Annotated in this window: 23 protein-coding genes and 3 tRNA genes; 4 read left to right on the forward strand and 22 right to left on the reverse strand. The window is 52.4% G+C overall.

The features are described from left to right. Positions 1-37: 37 nt before the first annotated feature. A complete protein-coding gene (locus EDM60_RS07765; RefSeq protein ID WP_122963451.1) occupies positions 38-1,051 on the forward strand; it encodes a helix-turn-helix domain-containing protein in 1,014 nt (337 codons plus the stop codon). A 141-nt stretch (positions 1,052-1,192) separates the two neighbouring features. On the opposite strand, the gene EDM60_RS07770 is transcribed toward EDM60_RS07765, so the two are convergent. The 7 genes from EDM60_RS07770 to EDM60_RS07805 all read right to left on the reverse strand — a co-directional run bounded on the left by EDM60_RS07770 (position 1,193) and on the right by EDM60_RS07805 (position 8,655). Continuing rightward, positions 1,193-1,954 (reverse strand): ABC transporter ATP-binding protein, encoded by a 762-nt coding sequence (locus EDM60_RS07770; RefSeq protein ID WP_122963452.1) that lies wholly within the window; start codon positions 1,952-1,954, stop codon positions 1,193-1,195. A 1-nt stretch (position 1,955) separates the two neighbouring features. Further along, complete coding sequence (locus EDM60_RS07775; RefSeq protein WP_122963453.1) at positions 1,956-3,071, reverse strand: FecCD family ABC transporter permease; 1,116 nt, start codon at positions 3,069-3,071, stop codon at positions 1,956-1,958. 2 nt (positions 3,072-3,073) lie between these two features. Then, on the reverse strand, positions 3,074-4,108 hold the full coding sequence (locus EDM60_RS07780) for an ABC transporter substrate-binding protein (protein ID WP_122963454.1): 1,035 nt from the start codon (positions 4,106-4,108) through the stop codon (positions 3,074-3,076). A 33-nt stretch (positions 4,109-4,141) separates the two neighbouring features. After that, entirely contained in the window at positions 4,142-5,590 is a 1,449-nt protein-coding gene (locus EDM60_RS07785) for an MFS transporter (RefSeq protein WP_122963455.1), read from the reverse strand. 382 nt (positions 5,591-5,972) lie between these two features. Then, positions 5,973-7,355 carry an MATE family efflux transporter gene (locus tag EDM60_RS07795; RefSeq protein WP_122963457.1) on the reverse strand — a complete coding sequence of 461 codons (1,383 nt, stop codon included), beginning with the start codon at positions 7,353-7,355 and terminating at the stop codon, positions 5,973-5,975. Positions 7,356-7,392: 37 nt separating this feature from the next. After that, positions 7,393-7,980 carry a TetR/AcrR family transcriptional regulator gene (locus tag EDM60_RS07800; protein WP_167470251.1) on the reverse strand — a complete coding sequence of 196 codons (588 nt, stop codon included), beginning with the start codon at positions 7,978-7,980 and terminating at the stop codon, positions 7,393-7,395. Positions 7,981-8,199: 219 nt separating this feature from the next. Further along, the gene (locus EDM60_RS07805; protein ID WP_122963459.1) at positions 8,200-8,655 is read right to left on the reverse strand and encodes a hypothetical protein; all 456 of its coding nucleotides are present in this window, start codon (positions 8,653-8,655) and stop codon (positions 8,200-8,202) included. Positions 8,656-8,872: 217 nt separating this feature from the next. On the opposite strand from EDM60_RS07805, the gene EDM60_RS07810 reads away from it, so the two are divergent. Together EDM60_RS07810 and EDM60_RS07815 are read left to right on the forward strand one after the other, a co-directional pair. Continuing rightward, on the forward strand, positions 8,873-9,535 hold the full coding sequence (locus EDM60_RS07810; RefSeq protein WP_122963460.1) for a hypothetical protein: 663 nt from the start codon (positions 8,873-8,875) through the stop codon (positions 9,533-9,535). Positions 9,536-9,695: 160 nt separating this feature from the next. Then, entirely contained in the window at positions 9,696-10,196 is a 501-nt protein-coding gene (locus EDM60_RS07815; RefSeq protein ID WP_122963461.1) for a hypothetical protein, read from the forward strand. A 396-nt stretch (positions 10,197-10,592) separates the two neighbouring features. On the opposite strand, the gene EDM60_RS07820 is transcribed toward EDM60_RS07815, so the two are convergent. The 5 genes from EDM60_RS07820 to EDM60_RS07835 form a co-directional block, all read right to left on the reverse strand. Next, positions 10,593-10,958: an imm11 family protein gene (locus EDM60_RS07820; RefSeq protein WP_141254136.1), complete on the reverse strand. Its 366-nt coding sequence runs from the start codon at positions 10,956-10,958 to the stop codon at positions 10,593-10,595. 13 nt (positions 10,959-10,971) lie between these two features. Further along, the gene (locus tag EDM60_RS28480; protein WP_167470252.1) at positions 10,972-11,112 is read right to left on the reverse strand and encodes a hypothetical protein; all 141 of its coding nucleotides are present in this window, start codon (positions 11,110-11,112) and stop codon (positions 10,972-10,974) included. A gap of 196 nt (positions 11,113-11,308) precedes the next feature. After that, a tRNA-Leu gene (locus EDM60_RS07825) sits at positions 11,309-11,392 on the reverse strand. Between the two features lie 11 nt (positions 11,393-11,403). Then, positions 11,404-11,479: transfer RNA gene (locus EDM60_RS07830), tRNA-Thr, on the reverse strand. A gap of 42 nt (positions 11,480-11,521) precedes the next feature. Further along, positions 11,522-11,598 (reverse strand) — tRNA-Asp (locus EDM60_RS07835). Positions 11,599-11,783: 185 nt separating this feature from the next. Here EDM60_RS07835 and EDM60_RS07840 point away from each other — a divergent pair. Then, entirely contained in the window at positions 11,784-12,692 is a 909-nt protein-coding gene (locus EDM60_RS07840) for a C40 family peptidase (protein ID WP_122963463.1), read from the forward strand. 63 nt (positions 12,693-12,755) lie between these two features. On the opposite strand, the gene EDM60_RS07845 is transcribed toward EDM60_RS07840, so the two are convergent. From EDM60_RS07845 to EDM60_RS07890, 10 genes are all read right to left on the reverse strand, one after another. After that, positions 12,756-12,998: a hypothetical protein gene (locus tag EDM60_RS07845; RefSeq protein ID WP_063227052.1), complete on the reverse strand. Its 243-nt coding sequence runs from the start codon at positions 12,996-12,998 to the stop codon at positions 12,756-12,758. Between the two features lie 97 nt (positions 12,999-13,095). Beyond that, positions 13,096-14,877 carry a M3 family oligoendopeptidase gene (locus EDM60_RS07850; protein ID WP_122963464.1) on the reverse strand — a complete coding sequence of 594 codons (1,782 nt, stop codon included), beginning with the start codon at positions 14,875-14,877 and terminating at the stop codon, positions 13,096-13,098. A gap of 128 nt (positions 14,878-15,005) precedes the next feature. Beyond that, positions 15,006-16,223, reverse strand: coding sequence for a M20 family metallopeptidase (locus tag EDM60_RS07855; RefSeq protein ID WP_122963465.1), 1,218 nt, complete (start codon positions 16,221-16,223; stop codon positions 15,006-15,008). Between the two features lie 58 nt (positions 16,224-16,281). Continuing rightward, positions 16,282-17,241: a P1 family peptidase gene (locus EDM60_RS07860; RefSeq protein WP_122963466.1), complete on the reverse strand. Its 960-nt coding sequence runs from the start codon at positions 17,239-17,241 to the stop codon at positions 16,282-16,284. Between the two features lie 3 nt (positions 17,242-17,244). Then, entirely contained in the window at positions 17,245-17,802 is a 558-nt protein-coding gene (locus EDM60_RS07865; RefSeq protein ID WP_122963467.1) for an ECF transporter S component, read from the reverse strand. Between the two features lie 61 nt (positions 17,803-17,863). After that, entirely contained in the window at positions 17,864-18,700 is an 837-nt protein-coding gene (locus EDM60_RS07870; protein WP_122963468.1) for an energy-coupling factor transporter transmembrane component T family protein, read from the reverse strand. Positions 18,701-18,712: 12 nt separating this feature from the next. Beyond that, positions 18,713-19,573, reverse strand: a complete 861-nt coding sequence (locus tag EDM60_RS07875; protein ID WP_122963469.1) for an energy-coupling factor transporter ATPase — start codon at positions 19,571-19,573, stop codon at positions 18,713-18,715. After that, positions 19,570-20,439 (reverse strand): energy-coupling factor transporter ATPase, encoded by an 870-nt coding sequence (locus EDM60_RS07880; protein WP_122963470.1) that lies wholly within the window; start codon positions 20,437-20,439, stop codon positions 19,570-19,572. The genes EDM60_RS07875 and EDM60_RS07880 overlap by 4 nt, the downstream gene beginning before the upstream one ends. A gap of 158 nt (positions 20,440-20,597) precedes the next feature. Continuing rightward, entirely contained in the window at positions 20,598-21,899 is a 1,302-nt protein-coding gene (locus tag EDM60_RS07885) for a sigma-54 interaction domain-containing protein (RefSeq protein WP_122963471.1), read from the reverse strand. Then, on the reverse strand, positions 21,896-22,141 hold the full coding sequence (locus EDM60_RS07890; RefSeq protein WP_122963472.1) for an LPXTG cell wall anchor domain-containing protein: 246 nt from the start codon (positions 22,139-22,141) through the stop codon (positions 21,896-21,898). The genes EDM60_RS07885 and EDM60_RS07890 overlap by 4 nt, the downstream gene beginning before the upstream one ends. Positions 22,142-22,209: the final 68 nt, after the last annotated feature.

Here is a 22,209-nt window from a genome sequence, read left to right on the forward strand (position 1 = left end):
AAGTAGACTGGAAGGGACTAAAGAGGTGACCGAAGCCATGGCGTTACACGTAACCAAGATTCACGACCTTTTTGACCAATTTACAGAAATGGTAGAAGGACAGGTCCAGCAAAAAGCCTGGGAACAGCAGCTTACCATTCCTGCGCATATCGGCAAGGGAAAAATAACGCGCACACAAATTCGTCCCGGCATGGAAATCATGCTGACAGATATTACGTATCACCAGGATATGCAGCTACAGATTCAGGAGTCGTGCCAATTATTTGAATTGAGCTATTGCGTGAGCGGCGAGATTCATTGCGATTGGAACAGCAAGAACAGCCATACGCTGTCCCAAACGGGAAATGTTCTGTTTTTGGAAGATGTTCGCGTCTGCGAAGAGAAAAAAGCAGGCATTCGCAATCAGCTGCTGGAAGTCAGGTTTACGCCAGACGAGTTGCTGCGCTACGCCGAGGATGTCACGGAGCAGCGGAAGATGGAGTCTTGGCTCAAGCATCATCGCGGAAACATTGACCAGTATCCGAACACGCCTGCGATTCAAAGATGCGTATCGGAAATGATTCATTGTTCGCATCTGGGAGCGATGAAGCGGCTGTACATGGAAAGCAAGGCGCTGGAATTTTTGGCGCTGTTTGGAGAATCGGGCGGATACGGTGACGTCGGAGGCGACATCATGCTGCGCCGCGAGGACATATCCAGATTGCAGCAAGCGCATGCCTTGGTGCAGCAGCATCTGGAGCAGCCACTGTCCATCCGCGAGTTGGCCAAGCGGGTTGAAATGAACGAATTTAAGCTGAAAAAGGGCTTCCGCGAGCTGTTTGGCATGACCATCTTTGAGCTGGTGCGCCAAAAAAGAATGGAGAAAGCGCTCTGGTATTTGGAAGTGGCGCGTCTGAATGTCGGCGAAGCGGCTGCCTCGGTCGGTTACAGCAACGCCAGCAACTTCACCACGGCTTTTCGCAAGCATTACGGCTGCAATCCAAGCGAGCTTGTCAAACGGATCAATCAGTTGGATGTGGAGCAAAACAAGGTGACCAACGACTCCAATTGATCATGATAGATAGGCTAGTTTGTCCAGTCCAGTACAAAAAGCGGCTTGACATCGAGGAAGGAAATCGTCCTTCTCACTGTCAAGCCGCTGTTACACATAGCGCCGATTCATTTCGCCCGCGTACGCAATCAGGCTTCCTTTTCAGGGCAAATACGCGATTGCCAGATCCCCCGTAACCGGATTGGCGTACACTTCGCAATCAATTTCGTACACCTGCCGGATGAGCGAATTGGTCAAAATTTCTTTGGGCTTGCCCGCCGCCAGAACCTCCCCTCGCTTGACCACGTACAAAATATCGCAGTACGCAGCCGCCATCGACAGATCGTGCAAAGCCGCCAGTACGCCGATGTTCAGCGATTTGACCACCTGCAAAATCTGGAGCTGGTATTTGATGTCCAGATGGTTCGTCGGCTCGTCGAGAATCAAAAAGCGGGGCTGCTGCGCGATCGCTCTGGCGAGGATCACGCGTTGCTTTTCGCCGCCTGACAGCGTCAAATAGCTTCTGTCTGCATACCCGGCCAAATCAACCTTTTCCAGCGCCGCTGCGACAAGTTCGTAATCCTGTTTGTTGTCCGCTTCCATCAGATGCTTGTGCGGCGTTCGCCCCATCATCACCATCTCATGAACGGTGAAGTCGAAGTTCAGCTCATTGAACTGCCCGACCACGCCCAACTCCTTCGCGATCACGCGCTCCGACGTTTTCAATACATCTGTCTCCCCCAAAAAGACAAGGCCCTTTTGCGGCTTGATGACTTTATACATGCTTTTCAACAAAGTCGACTTTCCGCATCCGTTCGGCCCGATGAGTCCGACAAACTGCCCGGCTTCTACTCTAAGGCTGATGTCCTTGACAATCTCCGCTCCTGATAACGTGATCGACAAATGCTCTGCTGTCAGATTCACCTTACTTCCCCCCGAAGCCGTAGCTTTTTTTGATAAGCATGTACATGAAGACGGGAGCGCCCAGAAGCGACGTAACAATCCCAATCGGCAATTCTCCATTCGGAATGACGGTTCGGGCAAACACATCCGTCCAGATCATGAACAGAGAGCCGAACAAGATCGCGACAGGCACAAGCCGCTTATGGTTGGAGCCGACGACACTGCGCACCAGATGCGGCACAATCAGTCCCACAAACCCGATGATTCCGCACGTGCAGACAAGGACACCCGTGACGACCGATGAAATCACCATGTACAGCCGTCTGTAATGATTCAGGTTAATCCCGAGTGTTACCGCCGTCTCCTCTCCCATCAGCATCGTGTTCATGACCCGGAATTGAAACAGAAAAAAGAGCGCCGCGGCGAGGACGACTGCTGTAATGAGGGAAAGCGTCCCCCACTCAGCCGCGGCCAAGCTGCCCATTGTCCAAAACGAAATGGAACGAATGCCTTCCGCATTTTTGGCAAAGTAAATGATAAAGTTGGAAAAAGCCCCGCACAACGCGTTAATGACCGTTCCGGCCAAAATCAGCTTCACCGATGAGGTTTTGCCGCCGATACTGGCAAGGCCCAAAACGAGCACAGCCGCTGTCAATGCCCCGAGAAACGCCCAGGAAGCGACGCCAAGCTCTCCGATAATCCCGCCTAAGCCAAAACCGAGCAAAATGGAAAACGTTGCGCCCAAGGAGGCCCCGGAAGAAATCCCGAGTATAAACGGATCAGCCAGCGGATTTTGGACAGATGCCTGCATGACGGTTCCGCAAAGCGCCAAGCCAGCCCCGGCTACCATGGCCAGCAGCACGCGCGGAAAGCGGATTTCCCAGATCACATCGAAAAACATGCCGCTCGCATCCGCGCTGATCTGCCCGGTTTCCAGTCCGGTGATTTGTTCCAGCAAAATCCAGAAGGACTGTTCAAACGGAATCGATACTTGGCCGATGGAAACCGAGCTGACGATGGATACTCCGACCGCGACAAGCAGCGCCACTGCCATTGCCGAAAACAGGGAACCGTTCTGTATCCGGTTTTCCGTATCCAGCGAGCTGCTTGTGCGTTGTCTGCTAGATGTGGTTGCCATGCCTATTCCCCTTCAAACAGCTCAGGATGAACATACTGGGCCACGTCCTTGTACAAATCAGCCAACCCAAGACTTCCGCGAACAGCCGTCGTGTACTCGACCACCTTCACGTTGCCGTTTTGAATCGCAGTCGCATTTTTCAGCTTCGGATTGTGCAAGTATGGATTGATCAGCGCTTCGCTGTCCGATTTCTGAAATCCGGTAATGATGATTTTGTCGGGATTTACCGCCAGAATCGACTCCTCCGACATCTCGACATACGTCTCAGCGGACACTTTTACATACTCGCCGCCTGCCCCTTCAATCATCTCATCAATCAGGCACAGCGATGGACCGTAGTAATAAGTCGTTTCCCCGCTCGTGCCAAGCAATAAGACCTTGGGCTTGTCCTTGGCTTGCGCCGCTTTCCGCTGAATCTCGCCAATCTGCTCTTTTTGCTGCTCTACAAAGGCATTCGTTTTCTCTTCGATATTCAGCACCTTGCCCAGATTGGCGATATCGTCGAAAAAGCTGTCAATGGTGCGGCCCGTCGTATAGTTAATCCCGGCAAGCACCGGAATGCCCCGACTGTTCCAAAAAGCAATATCCCCGATCCGTTCTTTTTGAAAAGCGGACGACATGGAAATAATCAAATCCGGTTGCAGCCCCAAAATCGCTTCCTTGGAAGGCCACATATCCGTCATAATCGGCAGTTGCTTGATTTGTTGTTCATATTCGGAAAAAGATTTGTCCAAATAGGCCAGGCCGACGATTCGCTCCTCTTCGCCAAAGGCAAGCATCCACTCCGCGAAGCCTTGCCTGATTACGACAATGCGCTTCGGTTCTTTGGCAATCGTTTGCTGCACGGCTTTTCCGGCATCGTCGTAAATGGTCAAGCTCAACGGGTAATGGCTTTTCTCAGCAGGGGTGCTTGGGACTGCTTCAGTTTGATTCTGATTTGCAGCTTGTGGCTCGGCTGTTTGTGACAAGCAAGCAGACAGCATCGTCAGGCAAAGGAGAAGGGGTAGCAAAATCAATGCGTGTTTTTTTCTAAACATATGTTCTTCCTCCTGATTTCGGAAAGCGGATTTTTACGGATTGTGCCGATTGGGTAGAAAACATAGGCAGCCAAAAGCAGCCAGAGCAAGACTTCCGCAGGCTGTCAAAGAAGTGGAAAACGCCCTTGCGTAGTCGGACAAAACAGCGCTTGCCATAGACTGTCCCAGCGCAGCGGAAAACAAAATGCCAATCAACGCCACGCCTAGCGAATTGGCCATGTACATCACGGTGTTAAACAAACCCGAGCCTGTTCCCGCATCCTTCGCCGGGACGGTGCTAAGCACGACGCGAGTGAGCGGTGTCGTGACCAGGCCGACCCCCAAGCCGTGAACAAAGAAAAGCGCAATGAATGGCATACGCAGCAGATGCACCGCGTCCATTTGCAAGAAAAAGCAGAAGACAAAGCAGCAAATTCCCGTGACCAAAGCGCCGATTCTCAGCACGCTCATCCCCCACCTGTCAACCACTCGCGACGAGATCAGCGAAGTCAGGAAAAACCCGCCGCCCAGCGGCAGAAAAGCGAGACTCGTCGCTTGGGCATCGAAATGCAACCCGAACTGCAAATAATAGGTCAGGATAAAGTAAAAGGAAAACGTGCTGAGATAGATCAAAATAACCGCAGCCATCCCTACGCCGAATAAGCGTTGCTTGAATATCGCCAGATCAATGAGCGGCACCCGCTTCCGTTTTTGCTTGGCTACTTCGACGGCAACAAAAGCAAGCAGCAGCAACAGCGAAAGCGCGAGGCACCCCCAGATCCAGTCCGGCCAGCCTTGCTTTTGCCCCTCAGACAGCGGGTAAACGAGCATGAACAGCCCGCTCATCAGGAAAGCCGTGCCTGTCCAATCAACCTTCTGCGTCCGCTCGCCGCTCGATTCCGGCAGCAGCGGCATGCAGAGAAGAATCAACATCCCGAAAGGAACATTGAAAAAAAAGATCGTCCGCCACCCCAGCTCAATCACGTTCCAATGAAGCAGCATGCCTCCGAGTGTCGGTGCGAAGGCAAAGCCGAAGCCGAGCAAAGCGCCGTAAATGCTGAAGACAAGCCCTTTTTCCCGCGGCAGAAATTGAAGCTGCATCATGGACAGCACCTGGGGCTGAATCAGCGCTGCGGCAAGCCCTTGCACAAGCCGAATGACGATCAGCAGCGCCGAACTCGCAGTCAAGCCGCCGAGCAATGCCATGAGGGTAAACCCGCTGACGCCAACAAGCAGCAACCGTTTTCGCCCGTAGATGTCGCCCAGTTTTCCGCTCACGACGAGCGCTACAGCGAGACTCAAGGAAAAGCAGGTCACAATCAGCTGCGCATCGGAAAAGCTGGCGTGCAGACTGTGCTGGATCAAGGGCAACGCGACCTGAATCATGTACGTATTCAAAGAGTTGAGCAAGATCGGGAGCAAAATGACTGCCAGCGCATACCAGCGGCGCGGATCAACCTGCTGCTCCCGGTTTTCGCCTGCGGTTGGCGTCTGATGACCCATTCGTATCCCTCCAGAGCCGCCAGCTTGTTGGGCATCCGCTTCGCGTACAAGCCAGCCAACTTTTATTCGTTGGTTCCCAAAACCACTCCCCTGTTCTTTTTCTCTCCCGATGATCGTTGTGCCTCAAGCGGAATTTATTGATAACCATTATCAATTACCAACGAGACCAATTATCCGCGATGCTGCCCCTTTTCTCTACCTGTTGCAGGAGCTTCTTCTTTTATTGCGGGAGCGAAAATTCGTGCGAGCAGGAACATCCTCGCTACGAGCAGTTTCGGGTGGCAGCGCATATATTGCCAAGCTTCCTGTAAAAAGCAAAAAGGGTCAGGAGCAAATTCCTGACCCGCTTGATCTATCCTCGTTCTTTCCGCCTTGGCACCAGTCACCCTTCCAATTTTCCGCGCACGGACGAGCCAGTTGCAGGCAAGCTTCTGGAACGTCGACGCACGTATGCGTAGACCGTCAGCAAAACGATCAGCTCCGAAAGCGGAATCGCCAGCCAAATCCCCGATGTGCCGAGCCAATGAGGCAGCGTGAGCAAAATGGCGACCATCAGCAGCATTTCACGAGCTACTGTAATCCAGGTTGCCATCCGCACCTGATCCGTCGCCTGGAAATACGTCATCATGACAAAATTGATGCCCATGAACAAATACCCTGCGAAAAACAGGCGAATGCCCGTAACAGCCAGCTCTTGCACTTCTTCGGCGAACGAACCGAATGCTGCGACGATGCCGTGCGCGGCGACCAGCCCGATCAGAAATACAACAAGCCCGGTTCCAAAAGCGGTGCGAACGGCGATCCTCATTGTCGCCTTTTGCCGCTCCACCAGCTTCGCTCCCCGATAATAACTGATCAACGGCTGGATGGCCGAGCCCATCCCGAGAAACGTCATCAGCATGACACTATGTATGTAATTCAAGATCGAGAACGCGGATACGCCCACCGTCCCTGCCCAGCGGACCATCGCCATGTTATAGCCTGCGGTAAAGACAGCGATGCCGATTTCCGCCACAAAACTGGGGAAGCCAATCGTAAACGTTTCTTTCGCCAGTTCCCGGGAAAAACGCGAAACGGCGAAACGCAATGCCGTATCCTTGCGCACAAAATGCAGGGACAGCACGATAGCTCCCAAGGTCGCCGCAATGACGAGCGCAAGTGCTGAGCCTGCTACTCCGTAATCGAGCACAAACAGAAACACATAATTCAAAACAATATTGAAAAATGCAGTGACGAGCAGCGACATCATCGCCAGATTCGGGTTGCCGTCGTTGCGGACGAAGACACTGAACGTGTTTTGCACAGTAATGGCGAACCCGCCGACCAGCAGTACGTTCATGTATTCCTTCACATAAGGCAACGTATCGTCGTTCGCCCCGAGAAAGACGGCCAACGGCTCGCGGAACAGGAAAGCGAGCGCTGCCAGCAGCAACGTCAAGCCGAAAATCAGCGTCAACGAATGGGTAAATACGGAGCGTGCCTCCTTGATTTGCTTGGCTCCCAAATGACGCGAGCAGATCGTCGCCCCTCCGATGCCGATCCACAACGATAAGGCAAAATAGATGGAGAACAGCGGAAATGCAACGTTGACACCGGCAAGCGCCACTTCGCCAAGCCGTTGCCCGACAAAAATGCCGTCCACAACAACGTTCACTGACATCATGAGCATACCGATGACAGAAGGAACCAAGTAACGGACAAAAACTTTCCCCACAGAATCGGTTTCCAAAGACAACAACTGGTTATGATCTTGATTTGTATTCATCCTGCACCTCTATTCGATTAGCTGAAACTGGACAGACTCACTCTTCCCGCTCGTCGCTGCCCGGAACAATTCCTCGCCACAGCAAGGAAAAGGTCGTATTTGTCACATGGAGAAAATAATCCGGATTTTCGAAAATGAGCTTGGCCGTCGCCCCTTCGTAAATGGTATGCACAGCCAAAGCGCTCGCCTTGGCGTCGGCCTGAATAGTCGAATCTCTCCGGAAAGCAAGCTCCAACAAATGAAGCAAGTGATACGAGTACAATTCATACATCGTAATGAACAGCTCCCGCAATTGCTCCGGAGGCATGAAAGCCATCAGAAACATCAGCTTGACATTTTGATTGTCCAGATAGCGGTCTTTCATTTCGATCACAAACCGATCAAGCAGCGGGCGCATCGGCTCCCCCTTGTGCTCATCGAAGAAAGAGGTCAGAAAAGCCATCTCCTGCTTGGTCGCTTCCTCGTGAATCTCTATGACAAGCTCTTTTTTGCTGGCAAAATGCGCGTACATCGACTGCTTCTTAATCCCGACCGCATCGGCAATATCCGCAAGCTTCGTTCCCTCGAACCCGTACTGCAGAAGATGACTGACCGCGACTTTTTTAATCTCTTCTCTTCGGCTCACAAACGTCCCACCTTTCGAATGACTTCTCTCAATACCTGACCACAGTCAGTTTTTGGAACAAAAACATAATACCATGCGAAAATGTAAGCAGCAACAAAAAACTGACCGTAGTCAGTTTGAGGTTATTACTCTTTTTGTTGTACGAATCATCTGACCATTTTGCTGAGCTTGCTGTCTTCCCATCATGAAGATCCGCTCTATCGTAAAAATCCTTCGTCTCTAGCCTTGCTTGTTGATGAGAAAATCCAGCCACCAGCCATCTTGCGGATGCAGGAAAGCAGGGCTATTGCCGACGTTTACAGCCGAAATCACAAGCTCCACTGCTCGCGCTTCCTCCGATTCAACAAACAGCACTTTGTTCGGTCCCGGAAAATCCTGTTTGCTGGACGTTGACTGAAAAAAGGCTTGCGCTCCCCGCACTTGCACTCTCAGTCGTATATTCCGGTTTTGGAAATGAAAACGTGTAGCGTTCAGCACGAGAAAAGCCGAAGAAATGATCCCGACTGTGATCACTTGAATGTTCCTTCGTTGCTTCGGGGCAATTTGAAAGGACTTGGCCCCACCTACATTGCCGCTCAAGGAGAATCTTTCAAGACGAATCACTCGCGCACGGATTCTCTTAGGTTTATGCTTCAGTTTCAGTTTCTTGACAGGGGAAGATTTTTTTACTGCCATCGCTTGTCACCTCCTCTATCAACAAATGCTGGAAACAAAAAGTCGGCAACGGACAAGTGTACCCTGGAACAAAAATAGCTTCCTGCCCATCGATCATCTCGCTCCTTTTCTTTCCTTTGCCCCGCGAATAGGGAACAGACCAATTACAATTCATTCGTTTTTTGTCCAATCCCCCATCTGCATTTTCGAATAGATTATCGCATGGAGGTGAAATAAATTGAGCAAAGACAAACTAAAGGTAAAATATACTGATAGCTCTTTAAAGGAACCTTTATCCAACGAAGAGTATAGACAGACTTACGCGGATATGAATGATTTAAATGAAGCAGCAAGCGCGTTTTTTCGAATCCCTGTTTTTTTTAGCCACCAAAACCTGTTTACTCTTGGACCATCGCAGCCACCGTTATCACCGGAGCAAAAATTCATCATTCGGATGTTTAAGGAAATCAAAAAAGTTCTGCTTTTTCCTAGGACGATACCGAACACCGACCAATATCCGAATACAACCTTGGAAAATATCCGGACGATGATCAACTCCAGTTACGGTGCGGCAGCTGCTTTATTAAAGCCAACAAGTGCAACAGGTCAAGGAGAACCTTATACCCCCTTCTTGCAGATTGAACCTTCCATGGCACTGCAATACGGGCTCCCTTTGCTCCTTGTGAAACAAGATACGATTTCAGCAGGAGGAATTTGGGGTGATGCCGGTCCGCTTGCTCCCTACACGCCACTGACCTGGCACTCTTCAACCGGTGTAACCGTGAATGAGTTTTTTGATAGTGTTCAGTGGAAGGAGGCTTTGCAAAACTGGGCAGGGCAAGTGCGCAGCGGTTACTTTATTCAAACAGGCCCTGAATTTAAATATACTTGCCGTAACTAAATGAAAGATTGCAGGGGACTACAAATGGCGGTTACATTCCCCGTTACAAGTCCCCCTATTTAAACTTGCCTGCCTATTGTTGAATTTTCCGTAACAGGATTAGGTCTGTTGCCCTACCCTTTGACGTGTATTGGATACTAGAAAGGAAGCGATCCAAACGATGGCAAATCCAAACCTCAATCTGAAAAAAGGAGAATGCGTCGGAGTCGTGTACAAACAAGCGGGCGTTTGGAAAGTGCATGACGGAGTTTTGACTGCGCCGATTGCGGATGGCAACAAGCCGCCGAATACCGTTACAATCATTCATTTCGTCGTGAATCAAAAGACTGGCAAACTCGTACGGCAAACACGCAAATTGCAAAATGTGAACCAGGTGCTGCGGACCATCAATAACCCGACGTTCGCCTTAAAATGTCCCTCTACTACCAATCCGAATCTGCGTGTAGGCGATTGTGTCGTTGTCAAAATAAATAAAGCGAACACGCCATCTGGATTGGATGCGAAAAATGGTCTATTAGTCTGTTCTCTACAAAACCGCCTCGCCCCAAAAGGGAGAGTTTGGATTAATCATTGGAAGATCATCACAAAAACTCGACCTCGCGTTTTCCTGGAAACCAAACAATATCCGAACGCGCTTTTTGTGCGAAAAGTAATGGTCTAAACACACAACGCTTCGCTCCGTGACACTGGCAAGCAAATTCAATGGTTTGCAATGATCAAGTTGTACATCATTATTGTTAATTACGTACAACACTTATGTTCATACACACGATACGCAAAGTTGTGAAGTGAAAAAGATCCCGGCCAATGACAAACTTTGGCTGGGATCTTTCCATTTTAAAAACGATAAGCACGTTGAATTTTTCAAGCATACAGGTCATGAGCGGTCACATCCACTTTCCTAAAAACGCCGAGACGTTTTTCACAGAAAAAATCCCGTAGTCACCTGTTGGTAACGTACGACATTGACCTCATACCAAGCAACGTCGAGCTGTCCGTCTCAGAAATTAACCTGCGGGATGAAGAAACGTCTGTAACGCATGCGGATGACCCGGTTTTATTTGATGACAAGCTCTTCCAGGTGCACCTTCAAGCGCTCGTTTAACATCGACTTGGCAAGCGTCTCCGACACGATCGGGTCAACCAGAACAACGTTCTTGAGAAAAAAGAAATCGGCGTCTGCCGCGCACTTCTCATCAATAACTACGGACCGGACTCCCTTGACTAAGAAGCTATCGGGATGCTCGCCCTGCGCCAGCCGCTCCAGAGCCAGAGCCTTGCCCGCGTATTCCGACTGCTGATAGTCAAAGCAGGACAAGCGTTGCTCTGCATGAACGAGAAAATATGTTTTCTCGGTATTTTTGCCGTTGAAGTAGCGCGTATCTGCCTGTATGATCTGTACGTCACATTTATGAAGCTTCAAGAGCGCAGCCAATTCAGCCGATGCAAAAAAAGCCCCCGAGGTCGTTACTGCATGCCCCGACTTGGTAGTATGCTTCCAGCGGAGGGTCAAATACGACATCGCCATCGATGTAGCCGCCGTCCGGATAGGTATGTCCGAGCAGAAAATATTTCATCCCTTCCCCCCCTCATAGAATAAGCCAGCATGTCTATTTTAACTCTAATTGCTCATAGGTTCACCAGTATTCTCCAAAAGAGTACAGGCAGCAACGGAATCGCCGAGGAATCTAGCCGGAGCGGTGACGATAAATAAAAGACCCTTAAATTACGAAACTAAGCAATTTAAGGGTCTTTTATTATGTTCGCAGTTGATGCGGTCGAGAGGACTTGAACCTCCACGGTGTTGCCACCACTAGAACCTGAATCTAGCGCGTCTGCCAATTCCGCCACGACCGCGTATGAAAAAATGGTGCCGGCAATAGGACTTGAACCCACAACCCCCTGATTACAAGTCAGGTGCTCTACCAATTGAGCTATACCGGCATGTTTGCTGATTTGCTTTTCGCCATGCTTCTCGTAAAAGAATGGCGGAGCTGACGGGACTCGAACCCGCGACCTCCGGTGTGACAGACCGGCGTGAACTCCAACTTCACCACAGCTCCATGTGGTTTTTCCATTTTTTGCTCACTCTCGTGGGCACTCTTGTAATATAGCATGTTCCCTATCAATTATGCAATAGTTTTTGAAATCTTTTTTAAAACATCATTTTTTCATAGATTTACCATTGAAAATCCGCTAGAATTTTATCTAGATATGCAGAAAATAGTAGATTGGTGGAGACGATGATATGAAACTTACTTCGAAGCTACTCACCTCCCTCGCCCTCTTCACTCTGCTGCCTACTGCTGCCCACGCCGCCTCAGGAGTGTATGTGGTATCAGCAGGTGATACGTTGAGTAAAATCGCCCGCGAGCACCAGACTACCGTGAGCCAGCTCATGCAAGTCAACCAACTGCAAAGCGACCAGCTGTCGATTGGTCAGACGTTGTCTTTGCCTGATGGCAGTCTGTCGACAAGTGGTGACTCCGACGCTCCTCATGATGTCGTAACCGCGCCTTCCGACTTCGCGCAGGAAGAACCAGCAGAATTGACCGCTGGCGAAAAGGCTCGTGTGACGGTTGACGTTCTCAATGTTCGCAAAAAAGCGTCCACCGATGCAAAAGTATTAGGCAAGCTCAAATTTGGTGATGTAGTTGAGGTCGTCCAAACTGGCAGTGAATGGACAAAAATCGAATTTGAAGATGATGAAGCGTACGTCTTCACCTCTTACCTGAGTCCAAAGCTCACTCCGGATGTTACTTTTTCTGGTGACGTTGATTCCGCCAGCCTGAAGCATCTGGAAACGATTTTTGAACCTTTGCTGAAAACTCCGTACGTGCTTGGCGGGACCACGCCGGACGGATTTGATTGCAGCGGCTTTACTTCTTACGTTTTTAACCGCCTTGGGGTTACACTTCCTCGCACATCCGAAGAACAATTCCGCGGCGGGACATCGATTCCGCTGGATCAAGCCCAGCCGGGCGATCTGCTCTTCTATGATGCGCTTGGAAAAGGACGCGTTTCCCACGTAGCGATTTACTTGGGGAACGGAACGATCGTCCACGCAAACGGGGATGACGTTCGCTACGGAAAAGTGGAATACATGCACAAGCTGTATCCATTTTACGGCGTCAAGCGCTACATCGATCTGCAATAAGGAATCCACGCATACAGCCCACACCTGTCATCAGGTTGTGGGCTGTTCGCATGTTGGATCGGCTCAGTGAATTTCGGTGTTATGTCCTGCCTGGGGCGGCTGTTGGTTCGCCCCGATTTCGATCTTGCCCAGAGCTTGCTTCATTTTGTCGAGCTGAAGCTGGTAATCGCGCACCACTACGGTGAGAACGCTGACCGATTCCTTGAAATCCGGTTCGCTGCTGACCCTGTCGATGGCTCTATGTAGATGCAGCATTTTGTTCTCTGTTTCCCGTAGTAGGTCGAGTAACTGCAATCCGTTTACCACGTGATCACCTCATTTGTTTTTTCTTACTTTCTCCCTGTCAGCAAGTTGCTATGCGCACAAAAAAAGCCCGATGCTCAGATCGGGCTTTTTCCTGCAGCTAGGCGCGCGCAGCCGCCAGCTCTACAAACGTATCGATATCTTTGGCAATCAGGGCGAGCGAGTTGCGCCAGAAGTCAACGGAGCGAACATCTACGTCCATAATCGCAGCGACGTCGGCGATGCTCATCTTTCCGGTCACGGACAACAGCTCGTCATATTGCTGCACAAACGCTTCACCGCGCTTCACATACTCGGCGTACAGCCCTTTGGCAAACAGCAGGCCAAATGCGTACGGGAAGTTGTAGAAGTTGAAATCGGCGCTGTAGTAGTGCGGTTTGCACACCCACATGTACGGATGCAGCACGGAAGAATCCAGCCCTGCTCCATATGCGTCTTTTTGCGCTTGCAGCATCAGTTCCTTCAACTCGCCAACCGACAGGGAGCCTTCGGAACGGCGGGCAAACACCGCGCTTTCAAACAAGTAACGGCTGTAAATATCGACGATGACCTGGCTTGCACCGGAGATGTCATTTTCCAAAATCGAAAAGGCTTCTTCCGGGGTTGCCTGAGCCAACGCCGCTTTGGCGATGATCGTCTCGCACAAAATCGACGCGGTTTCCGCGATCGGCATCGGGTAGTCGCTGTTGTAAAACGCTTCCTGCACCAGACATTCTCCGTGATAGCCGTGGCCCAGCTCGTGCGCCAATGTGCTCACGTCGTTGTAGCTGCCCGTGTAGTTTGCCATGATCCGGCTTTCCCCTACCATGTGCAGGTTGTAGCAAAATGCTCCGCCGCGCTTGCCTTCGCGAGTCTCGGCGTCAATCCACTGGTTGTCGAACGCGCGGGCAGCATAATTCGCCAGTTTTTCGCTAAAGCTACCAAAGTGCTTCACGATGAAATCACGCGCTTCCTGATACGTAAAGCGCATGTCCGCTTCGCCAACCGGAGCGAACAAATCGTAGAACGGCAGACCGTTCTCATGGCCGAGCAGCTTCGCTTTGGCCTGGAAGTATTTTGTAAAAGCTGGCAAGCTTTCCTTCATCGCGGTCAGCATCGCGTCGAGTGTAGCCTTGTCCATGCGCGAGTCGAGCAGCGTTTTTTCCAGAGGCGATTCATAGCCGCGCAGCTTCGCTACCGTAATGACTTCGCCCTTGATCCCATTCAGGCTCGCCGCAGACGATTCCTCGATCTTCTTGTAGGCTGCCAGTTCAGCCTCGTAAGCCGTTTTGCGCAGAGCGGCATCTTTTTCATGCGCCATGTTGCGAACGACAGGCAACGGCAATTGCTTCGCCTCTCCGTCGATGGTAATGTCGACCAAAAGCGTCGACGTCAGCATTTCTTGCAGCTTCGTCCAGGCATTGGAACCTGTGTTTTTCATTTTGGCTAAAATGATTTCTTCTTTTTCGCTGAGCATGTACTTGCTCTTCTCGGACAGTTCCGTCAGCATGTAGCGATGGGTTTCCAGCAGGTCGGACTGGCTGATCAGCTCGCTCAGATTGTCCAGTTGGCCGAGCCATTTTTGGAACAGGACGCCCGGCTCCACCAGTTCAACAGACTGATCCTGGATTTTCTCGATGAATTGCAGCGCTTTTTCATTTTTGGCGTCAACGCTCGCGGTCAGTTCGCCATAAGCGTACAAGCGATATTGCGTCTGCAAAATCGAAGTCATCTTCGCAATGTATGTCTCCATCTTTTGCACAGCGTCATCTGCCGTTTGCAGGCTCGCTTGCGCCCAGCTTTTTACCTCGTCCATCTCCCGGCAAAGTTTCTCCCAGTCTTGCTTGCACTCCGGCGAATCAAACGATGTGTACAACACATCCAAATTCCAGCGCATATTCATAGGCCCGGCCTCCTCTTGCGTATGTATCAGTCTCTATTGTAAAAAAATTTGGATAGATTAAGCAAGTTTTTATCAAATCGCAACGCGAAAAAGACTTTGCCACACGCTTTGGCAAAGTCAGCTTTTTCTCACGCACGGACAGGCTGTGTCAAGAAGGTCAAGGCAGACAAGGCAAACAGTTGGGTCGATTCCACCAACTCATCAATGTCCACGTACTCATCGGCATGATGCGGAATGTGGCGATCGCCCGCTCCGGTCGTCAAGATCGGGATTCCGGCCTTGTGCAAAAAGGTTCCGTCCGTCGCTCCCGGCACTCCGTTGTAAATCGGTGCCTTTCCGGTGATCTCGCGGTAGGCGCTGGCAACGGACGTGACGACTTCCGCTTCCATCGCGGTCAACGTCCACGGACGCTCCTCGATGACTTCCAGTGTCGCCTTGAATTTGTCGTCCTCTCTGGCCAATGCTTGCAAAATCGCTTGCATCTCTTCGTGGAGCCGCTCATGCTCTTGTCCGGGAACAGTCCGAATATCCAGGGTCGTCATGCACTGATCGGGCACGACGTTGATTTGCGCATCGCCTTTGACCGGCGCCTGAACAATCGTTGGCGTAATGCTCGGCCAGCCAAGCATCGGGTGCTCGCCCAGTCTCGCCATCTCCCGGCGCTCCAGCTCTTCCAGGGCCACGATGGCTCGGGCCATCCGCGTATTGGGATTAATCCCTGTCAGCGGCATCGCGCCGTGCGCCATTTTGCCATATGTACGCAAGATCGCCCGCATCGCTCCTTTTTGGGTGATGCACAGCTGGTTTTCTTCCGGCTCGCAGATGATGGCGGCATCGACGCCTTTTGCCCAGCCCCTTTTGATAAAGTCCTTGATCCCGATCATCATGCCTTCTTCATCGCACGGGATACACAACAAAATTTTGCCCGCAAACGCTTCTTTGGAACGCTGAATGGCCTTGACCGCGCAAATCGCGGCGGCGAGGTTTCCTTTTGTATCGCACGCGCCCCGTCCGTAAATCCGCCCGCCGGAAATAGCCGCACCGAACGGATCGTAGCTCCAGGCATCGCGATCGCCCTCTGTCACGACGTCTGTGTGTGCTTCGAACAGCAACGTTTTCCCCGGTCTGCCCGAGTCGTAAAAAGCGATGACATTCGGACGTCCTGGAACGACTTCTTCGTAAAAGACTTGCAGCCCCATCTTGCGCAGGTAATCGGCCACAAACAAAGCGACCCGCTCCTCGTTTGCCCCCGCCTGCTCCGGGCGAAACACGCTCGGAATCCGCACCAGCTCCTGCGTCAAGCGCACAACCTCTTGCTCGTCTACAAAGGATATTACCTGATTCATCAGACCGTCTCCTCCCCTGCGTCCCTATGCGTGATCAATAGGCTGTTTTCTGTTTTCGTCAGTTGTGAAAGCTGCTGTAGGCCGGAAGACCGCCCGCTTCTTTCGCCGCCTTGACCGCGTTCACGACAGCCGCAGCCAGCACATCTGCCGACAAGGCTCCCACTACATCTACCGCAGCTTCCATCTCTCCTGTCGCGACGGAAAAAATCGTGTCGCCATCGTACATCGTATGGATCGGCCGAATGGTGCGGGCAAGCCCGTCGTGCGCCATTTGCGCGACTTTTTGCGCCTCGGCCTTGGTCAGCTTCGCATTGCTGGCGACGACGGCAATCGTCGTGTTCGTGCCTGGGGGAATCGGGGAAAAAGCGTGTTGGAGCATCATGTCCACGCTGTCGCGAATCTCGCGGTGCTCATCCAAAGGGCCTGCGAGAATCTCGCCCGTCTTTGGCTCCATCACATGCCCGACCGCGTTGACTGCGACGAGCGCGCCAATGACCAGACCGTTCGGCAAGCTTAGCGACGCGCTGCCCAGACCGCTTTTCATCGCGTTGGCAAACCCGTTCAGCTTGCCCACCGAAGCGCCTGTACCCGCGCCGACATTTCCTTCGCTGACCGCTTCCGAAGTCGCCGCCGCTGCCGCCTGATAGCCCATGTGGCGATCCGGCCGCACCCGATGATCCCCGACGGCAAGATCAAACAAAACCGCAGCAGGCACGATGGGCACGACCCCGTAGCCAACATCCAGACCAACGCCTTTTTCCTCTAGATACTGCATAACCCCTGTGGCGGCGTCGAGGCCGTACGCGCTGCCTCCGGAAAGGCAGATGGCATGCACGACGCTCACGAGATTGAGCGGGTCAAGCAAATCCGTCTCGCGGGTGCCCGGGGCAGAACCCCGGACATCCACGCCGCAGACAGACGGCTTGTCGAGCAAAATGACGCTGCAGCCTGTCAATGCTTCTTCGTTTTGGGCGTGCCCGACTTTGACGCCTGGCACGTCGACAATCGTTCCTGTCATTGGCTAAAAATCTCCTGAAATTTTTGATTTTTGTCTCCCGGAGCTTCCAAGCTTTTTCCACGCTGCCACGACCGCCAAGGTGACGATCACGGAAACGACCGCTTCCGGCAAACCGTTCGTAACGGCAACAGTCGCCGCTACCCCGAATGGCATGTAGCCGCGAATTACGGCCAGCCCGAGCACCAGGACGGTGTTCGTCAACGCTCCGATGAATCCGGCTGCGCCAATGGCGAGGTACTGGTTGACATTTTTCAACCCGACGTAGGTCAAATACGCCGTCACCCCGATAAACAAGCGCGGGAGGATCGCTACCAGCGGATCTTTAAAGAGCGGAACAGTGGCGTTCAGGAAGGAAGAAACTCCAAAAATGAGACCAATGATCATTCCAACGCCCCAGCCCTCCATGATGCCGCCAATGACTGCCGGGATGTGCATGATGGTGGCATTGCCTGCCGCCGTAGGAACAGGAATGTAGCCGAGGCGCGTCACCCCGAGCAAAATCGCAATCGCTCCGAGAACCCCGGCAATGACGATCTTGCGTACGGTCAATCCTTTTTCCATGCGTACTCCTCCTTTTACCTGCGATTGATATGGAACCCTCTGTAGGGAGAACTCCCGAATACTACCACGGTATTCCCAGCATGACGACGGAAATGACTACGCTTGCACCCAGCGCCGCATAGTCGATGCCTTTGGCCTTGTACTGCGTATAACGCGTCCGGGATGCACCTGGCATATAGCACCTTGCTTCCATCGCCAAAATCAGATCCTCGGCGCGGGACAGCGCGACATTGAATAGCGGAATGATGATCGGGAACATGTCTTTGGTGCGCTGCACGATCCGCCACCACTCGCCTGTGCCGAAGTCTGCGCCGCGCGAAGCCTGCGCTTTCATCATTTTTTCCATTTCCATCGCAAACGTCGGGACGAAGCGAATCGCGATCGTAATGATCAAGGCAAACGCATGGACGGGAAACTTGACTTTTTCCAACGGCCCCAAAAGCCGCTCCATCCCGTGTGTCAGCTCGGTCGTCGAGGTGCTCAGCGTCAGCACGCTGGAGAGGAAAATCACTTCCACAAAACGCATCGCCGAGACGATGACGAGCCGGATGCTTTCGCTGGAGATCGAGATAATGCCGTACTGGAAGTAGACTGTGCCGCCATTGGCGATCTCGCCGTAAAAAAGCAATTGCATGATGGCCAAAATAATGATGAACGGAATCGCTGGCTTGATGCCGGAGATGCCGTAGTGCAGCGGGATTTTCGATACCTGGAACAGCCACAGGCACACCGCCAGCGCAAACAGGTTGCCGACGTATGTGTTGCAGATGGCAATCGCTACGATCAGGATGGCAAAAGCGCCAAGCTTGAACCGGGGGTCGAGGCGATGCACGACAGAAGCAGTCGGCAAATACTGGCCGATGGTAATATTGCGCGTCAATTCAAATTCCGCAGACATGGACTCCCCTCCCTAGCGTTGGATCAGCTTCAAAATTTCGCAGGCGGTTTCTTCCGGCAAAAACGCTCCCGGATTGATGTCGTAGCCGCGTTCGCGCAGACGGTACAAAATATCGACCGATTCCGGCGTGCCGATATGATGCTCGCGCAGCAGCTCCTGGTTTCCGAAAATTTGCCGCGGCGTTCCTTCGCAGACCGCCTTGCCATTTGCCATCACGTAGACGCGGTCCGCGAGCTGCGATACCTCTTCCATGTTGTGGGAAACAAAAATTACCGTCAGTCCTTCTTCGCGATTCAAGCGTCTGATTCGCCCGAGCAGTTCCAGGCGGGAACGGGGATCGAGACCAGCGGTAGGCTCGTCAAGCACCAGCACTTTTGGCTGCAAAGACAAAACGCCTGCCAGTGCGACCTTGCGCTTTTGACCGCCGCTCAGTGCGTAAGTCGGCCGATCCTTCATTTCCTGGAAGTTCAGGCCAACGAGGTCCATCGCCCATTTCACGCGGTTTTTCACTTCTTCCAGCGGAAGTCCCATTTTAAACGGACCGTAGGCCACATCGTCTCCGACCAGCTTTTCGAACAACTGGTCTTCCGGGTTTTGAAAAACGAGGCCGACTTGTCTGCGCAAGGAACGAATGTCGATTTTCGGCTGGGAAACATCCATGCCGTTCACGATGACTTTCCCTGATTGCGGCCGAATCAAGCCGTTGAAATGCTGGATCAGCGTCGATTTGCCGGAGCCTGTATGACCGATGATCGCCAGGCACTCGCCCGCTTGCACTTGCAGGCTGACTTCATTCAGCGCCACATGCGACAGCGGGGTTCCTTGCATGTACACATGGGACAGCTTTTGCACGTCTACAATCGGCTGTGTCATGACCCGCTCGCCTCCGCCTGTCTGACGTACAGGCGGCCGACTTCCGCCACGACTTCCGCATTGTGGATCAGATCGGGGGCAAACGCTGGCAGCTCCGCATGAACCAGTGCGGCGATCCGGCTTGCGTCCGGAACGTCCAGATGCAGCTCGCGCAGCCTGTCCTGATGCGCGAACACTTCTCGCGGCGTTCCTTCCAGCACGATTTGGCCGCCCTCCATCACAACGACCCTGTCCGCCTCCGCCACCTCTGACATGTGGTGTGTGACGGTCACAATCGTCATCCCTTCCCCGTGCAGCTTGCGAACGACTGCCAGGATGTCCTGTCGGCCGTAGCTATCGAGCATGCTCGTCGCTTCATCGAGAACGAGGCATTGCGGCTTCATTGCGAGAATGCCGGCAATGGCGATCCGCTGCTTTTGCCCGCCGGACAGATGATGCGGCGGACGATGGCGAAAAGCGCTCATCCCGACCGCTTCCAGAGCGAAATCGACCCGCTCCTTCATTTCCTCCAAGCCTACCCCGATGTTCTCCAAGCCAAATGCGACATCATCCTCCACAATCGTCGCCACAATCTGATTGTCAGGATGCTGGAACACCATTCCTACGCGGCTGCGCACTTCGTGAATCCGCGCTTTTTCCTTCGTGTTAATGCCATTGACCAGGACATCGCCCTCTTTTGGCGTCAAAATGCCGTTGAGGTGTTTGGACAACGTCGATTTTCCAGACCCATTGTGCCCGATGATCGCCAAATACTCACCGGGGTACACTTCGAGAGAGATGTTTTGCAGCACCGGGATTTGCTGGTCCTGACTCACCTGGTAGGTGAACGAGACGTTTTCAACACGTATGATAGGCTCCATAGACATGTGCTTCCCTCCCTTTCCACGGGTGTGCGTATGTATGCTATGCCTTGAAAGTAAGCAACTCCCGTGCCAAGTCTTTATGTTTTAAATTTTCTGTAAATTACACAAATTTTGTTGGCTCACCTGTTGCATCCAGCATCATTTCCGTTGCGTTTGCAACATTAGTTCCATTCCTCATACTTCTTCATCTTTCTCCACAGCGTCGTGCGATCCATTCCCAACATCTTCGCTGCTTCTCGCTTGTTTCCTTTTGTCGCTTCCAGAACCTTGCGAATCATCTCTTCCTCATCATCCTGCTGCTGTCTGAGCGCTTGTTTGCGGGCGAGTTTTTTGGACAGAAACTGCGTGTCTTCCAGCCGCAAGTAGTCGCTTTTGCACAACAGCACCATCCGTTCCACGACATTGCGCAGCTCGCGCACATTCCCCGGCCAGTCGTATTGCCCGAGAAAATGGTACACCGCTTCATCGACGCCTTGCAGCCGCCTGTCTCCTCGCTGCGCGATTTCCTCCATGATGGCCTCCATCAAAAGCGGGATGTCCTCCGTGCGTTCGCGCAAAGGCGGCAGCTCCAACGTCAGCACGTTCAGCCGATAGTACAGGTCGGAGCGAAACAGCTTTTCTTCCATCATCTGCTCCAGATTCCGATTCGTTGCGGCAATGATGCGCACATCGACAGGCACGATTCGCTCGCCGCTGACCCGGCGCACCTTTTTTTCCTGAAGGACGCGCAACAGCAATGCCTGAATCGTGATGGACATTTCCCCGATCTCGTCGAGAAACAGCGTGCCTCCGTGGGCCAGCTCAAACAGGCCGGGCTTCCCGCCTTTTCGCGCTCCGGTAAAAGCCCCTTCTTCGTATCCAAACAGCTCGCTCTCCAGCAGATTGCCCGGAAGCGCGGCACAGTTCACCGCGATGAACGGCCCTGTCGCTCGCTGACTGCTCAGATGAATGCCTTGGGCGAACAACTCCTTGCCTGTCCCGGACTCCCCTTGAATCAGCACAGTCGCATCTGTTCTGGCAAACGTTTCGGCCCATTCTTTCGCCTCTTGCATCGCTTTGGAATGCCCGACGATATCTTCCAGGCGGAATTTGGCTTCCAAGCCGCTTTCCATGCTTTGCTTGCGAATGCGCATCTCCATTTTTTGAATGTCCGTAATCTCTTTAAAGGTCGAGACAGCTCCGACAATCTCTCCGTTCACGACAATCGGCAGCCGATTGATAATAATTTGCCGATTCAGCACGGTAGCAATGTCACCGATTTCCTTTTTTCCGGTCGCCAAAATGCGCAACATGTCCGAGTTCGGGATGTAACGGGTTATTTTTTCGCCGACGACATGGGACGGCAACCCGAGTATTTCTGTCGCGTTCTGGTTGACCCAGATGATCGTATAGTCGTGGTCGACTGCGATGATCCCGTCATGAGAAGCATCGAGGATGGCTTGAATGTGAATGTCGCTAATCATTGGCCTGGCTCTCCTTCCTCGGCACGGTCCACGAGAGCAGCCACTTCTGCTGGCGGCCGTCTGGTCCGGCGCTTCGTTTTTCGCTTCTTTTTCCGCAAGACGAACAGGGCGAGCAGCATCAAAGCGAGCATCGCAAGCTGGATGGGCTGAGACATTTTCGCGCTGACCCAGCCGCTCATGAGCAACAGATGGAGCAGGACCGCTATGTAGAGAAGAATGGATGCGAGGTTTGGCGCATTCACTCTCTTCCCTCCTCTATGGACAATGTTGGGGGCGGTAGAAGAAAAACTCCCGTGAAGCCACGATGAAT

Source organism: Brevibacillus parabrevis (assembly GCF_003710905.1).
Classification (GTDB): domain Bacteria; phylum Bacillota; class Bacilli; order Brevibacillales; family Brevibacillaceae; genus Brevibacillus; species Brevibacillus parabrevis.

What these genes read in the sequence shown, in the direction of transcription:
- EDM60_RS07775 (WP_122963453.1), bottom strand. Translation starts at nt 3,071, where the DNA reads ATGGCAACCACATCTAGCAGACAACGCACAAGCAGCTCGCTGGATACG.
- EDM60_RS07880 (WP_122963470.1), bottom strand. Translation starts at nt 20,439, where the DNA reads ATGTCTATGGAGCCTATCATACGTGTTGAAAACGTCTCGTTCACCTAC.
- EDM60_RS07865 (WP_122963467.1), bottom strand. Translation starts at nt 17,802, where the DNA reads ATGGAAAAAGGATTGACCGTACGCAAGATCGTCATTGCCGGGGTTCTC.
- EDM60_RS07850 (WP_122963464.1), bottom strand. Translation starts at nt 14,877, where the DNA reads ATGAATATGCGCTGGAATTTGGATGTGTTGTACACATCGTTTGATTCG.
- EDM60_RS07875 (WP_122963469.1), bottom strand. Translation starts at nt 19,573, where the DNA reads ATGACACAGCCGATTGTAGACGTGCAAAAGCTGTCCCATGTGTACATG.
- EDM60_RS07780 (WP_122963454.1), bottom strand. Translation starts at nt 4,108, where the DNA reads ATGTTTAGAAAAAAACACGCATTGATTTTGCTACCCCTTCTCCTTTGC.
- EDM60_RS07870 (WP_122963468.1), bottom strand. Translation starts at nt 18,700, where the DNA reads ATGTCTGCGGAATTTGAATTGACGCGCAATATTACCATCGGCCAGTAT.
- EDM60_RS07855 (WP_122963465.1), bottom strand. Translation starts at nt 16,223, where the DNA reads ATGAATCAGGTAATATCCTTTGTAGACGAGCAAGAGGTTGTGCGCTTG.
- EDM60_RS28480 (WP_167470252.1), bottom strand. Translation starts at nt 11,112, where the DNA reads ATGAAATATTTTCTGCTCGGACATACCTATCCGGACGGCGGCTACATC.
- EDM60_RS07885 (WP_122963471.1), bottom strand. Translation starts at nt 21,899, where the DNA reads ATGATTAGCGACATTCACATTCAAGCCATCCTCGATGCTTCTCATGAC.
- EDM60_RS07795 (WP_122963457.1), bottom strand. Translation starts at nt 7,355, where the DNA reads ATGAATACAAATCAAGATCATAACCAGTTGTTGTCTTTGGAAACCGAT.
- EDM60_RS07805 (WP_122963459.1), bottom strand. Translation starts at nt 8,655, where the DNA reads ATGGCAGTAAAAAAATCTTCCCCTGTCAAGAAACTGAAACTGAAGCAT.
- EDM60_RS07765 (WP_122963451.1), top strand. Translation starts at nt 38, where the DNA reads ATGGCGTTACACGTAACCAAGATTCACGACCTTTTTGACCAATTTACA.
- EDM60_RS07815 (WP_122963461.1), top strand. Translation starts at nt 9,696, where the DNA reads ATGGCAAATCCAAACCTCAATCTGAAAAAAGGAGAATGCGTCGGAGTC.
- EDM60_RS07840 (WP_122963463.1), top strand. Translation starts at nt 11,784, where the DNA reads ATGAAACTTACTTCGAAGCTACTCACCTCCCTCGCCCTCTTCACTCTG.
- EDM60_RS07785 (WP_122963455.1), bottom strand. Translation starts at nt 5,590, where the DNA reads ATGGGTCATCAGACGCCAACCGCAGGCGAAAACCGGGAGCAGCAGGTT.
- EDM60_RS07860 (WP_122963466.1), bottom strand. Translation starts at nt 17,241, where the DNA reads ATGACAGGAACGATTGTCGACGTGCCAGGCGTCAAAGTCGGGCACGCC.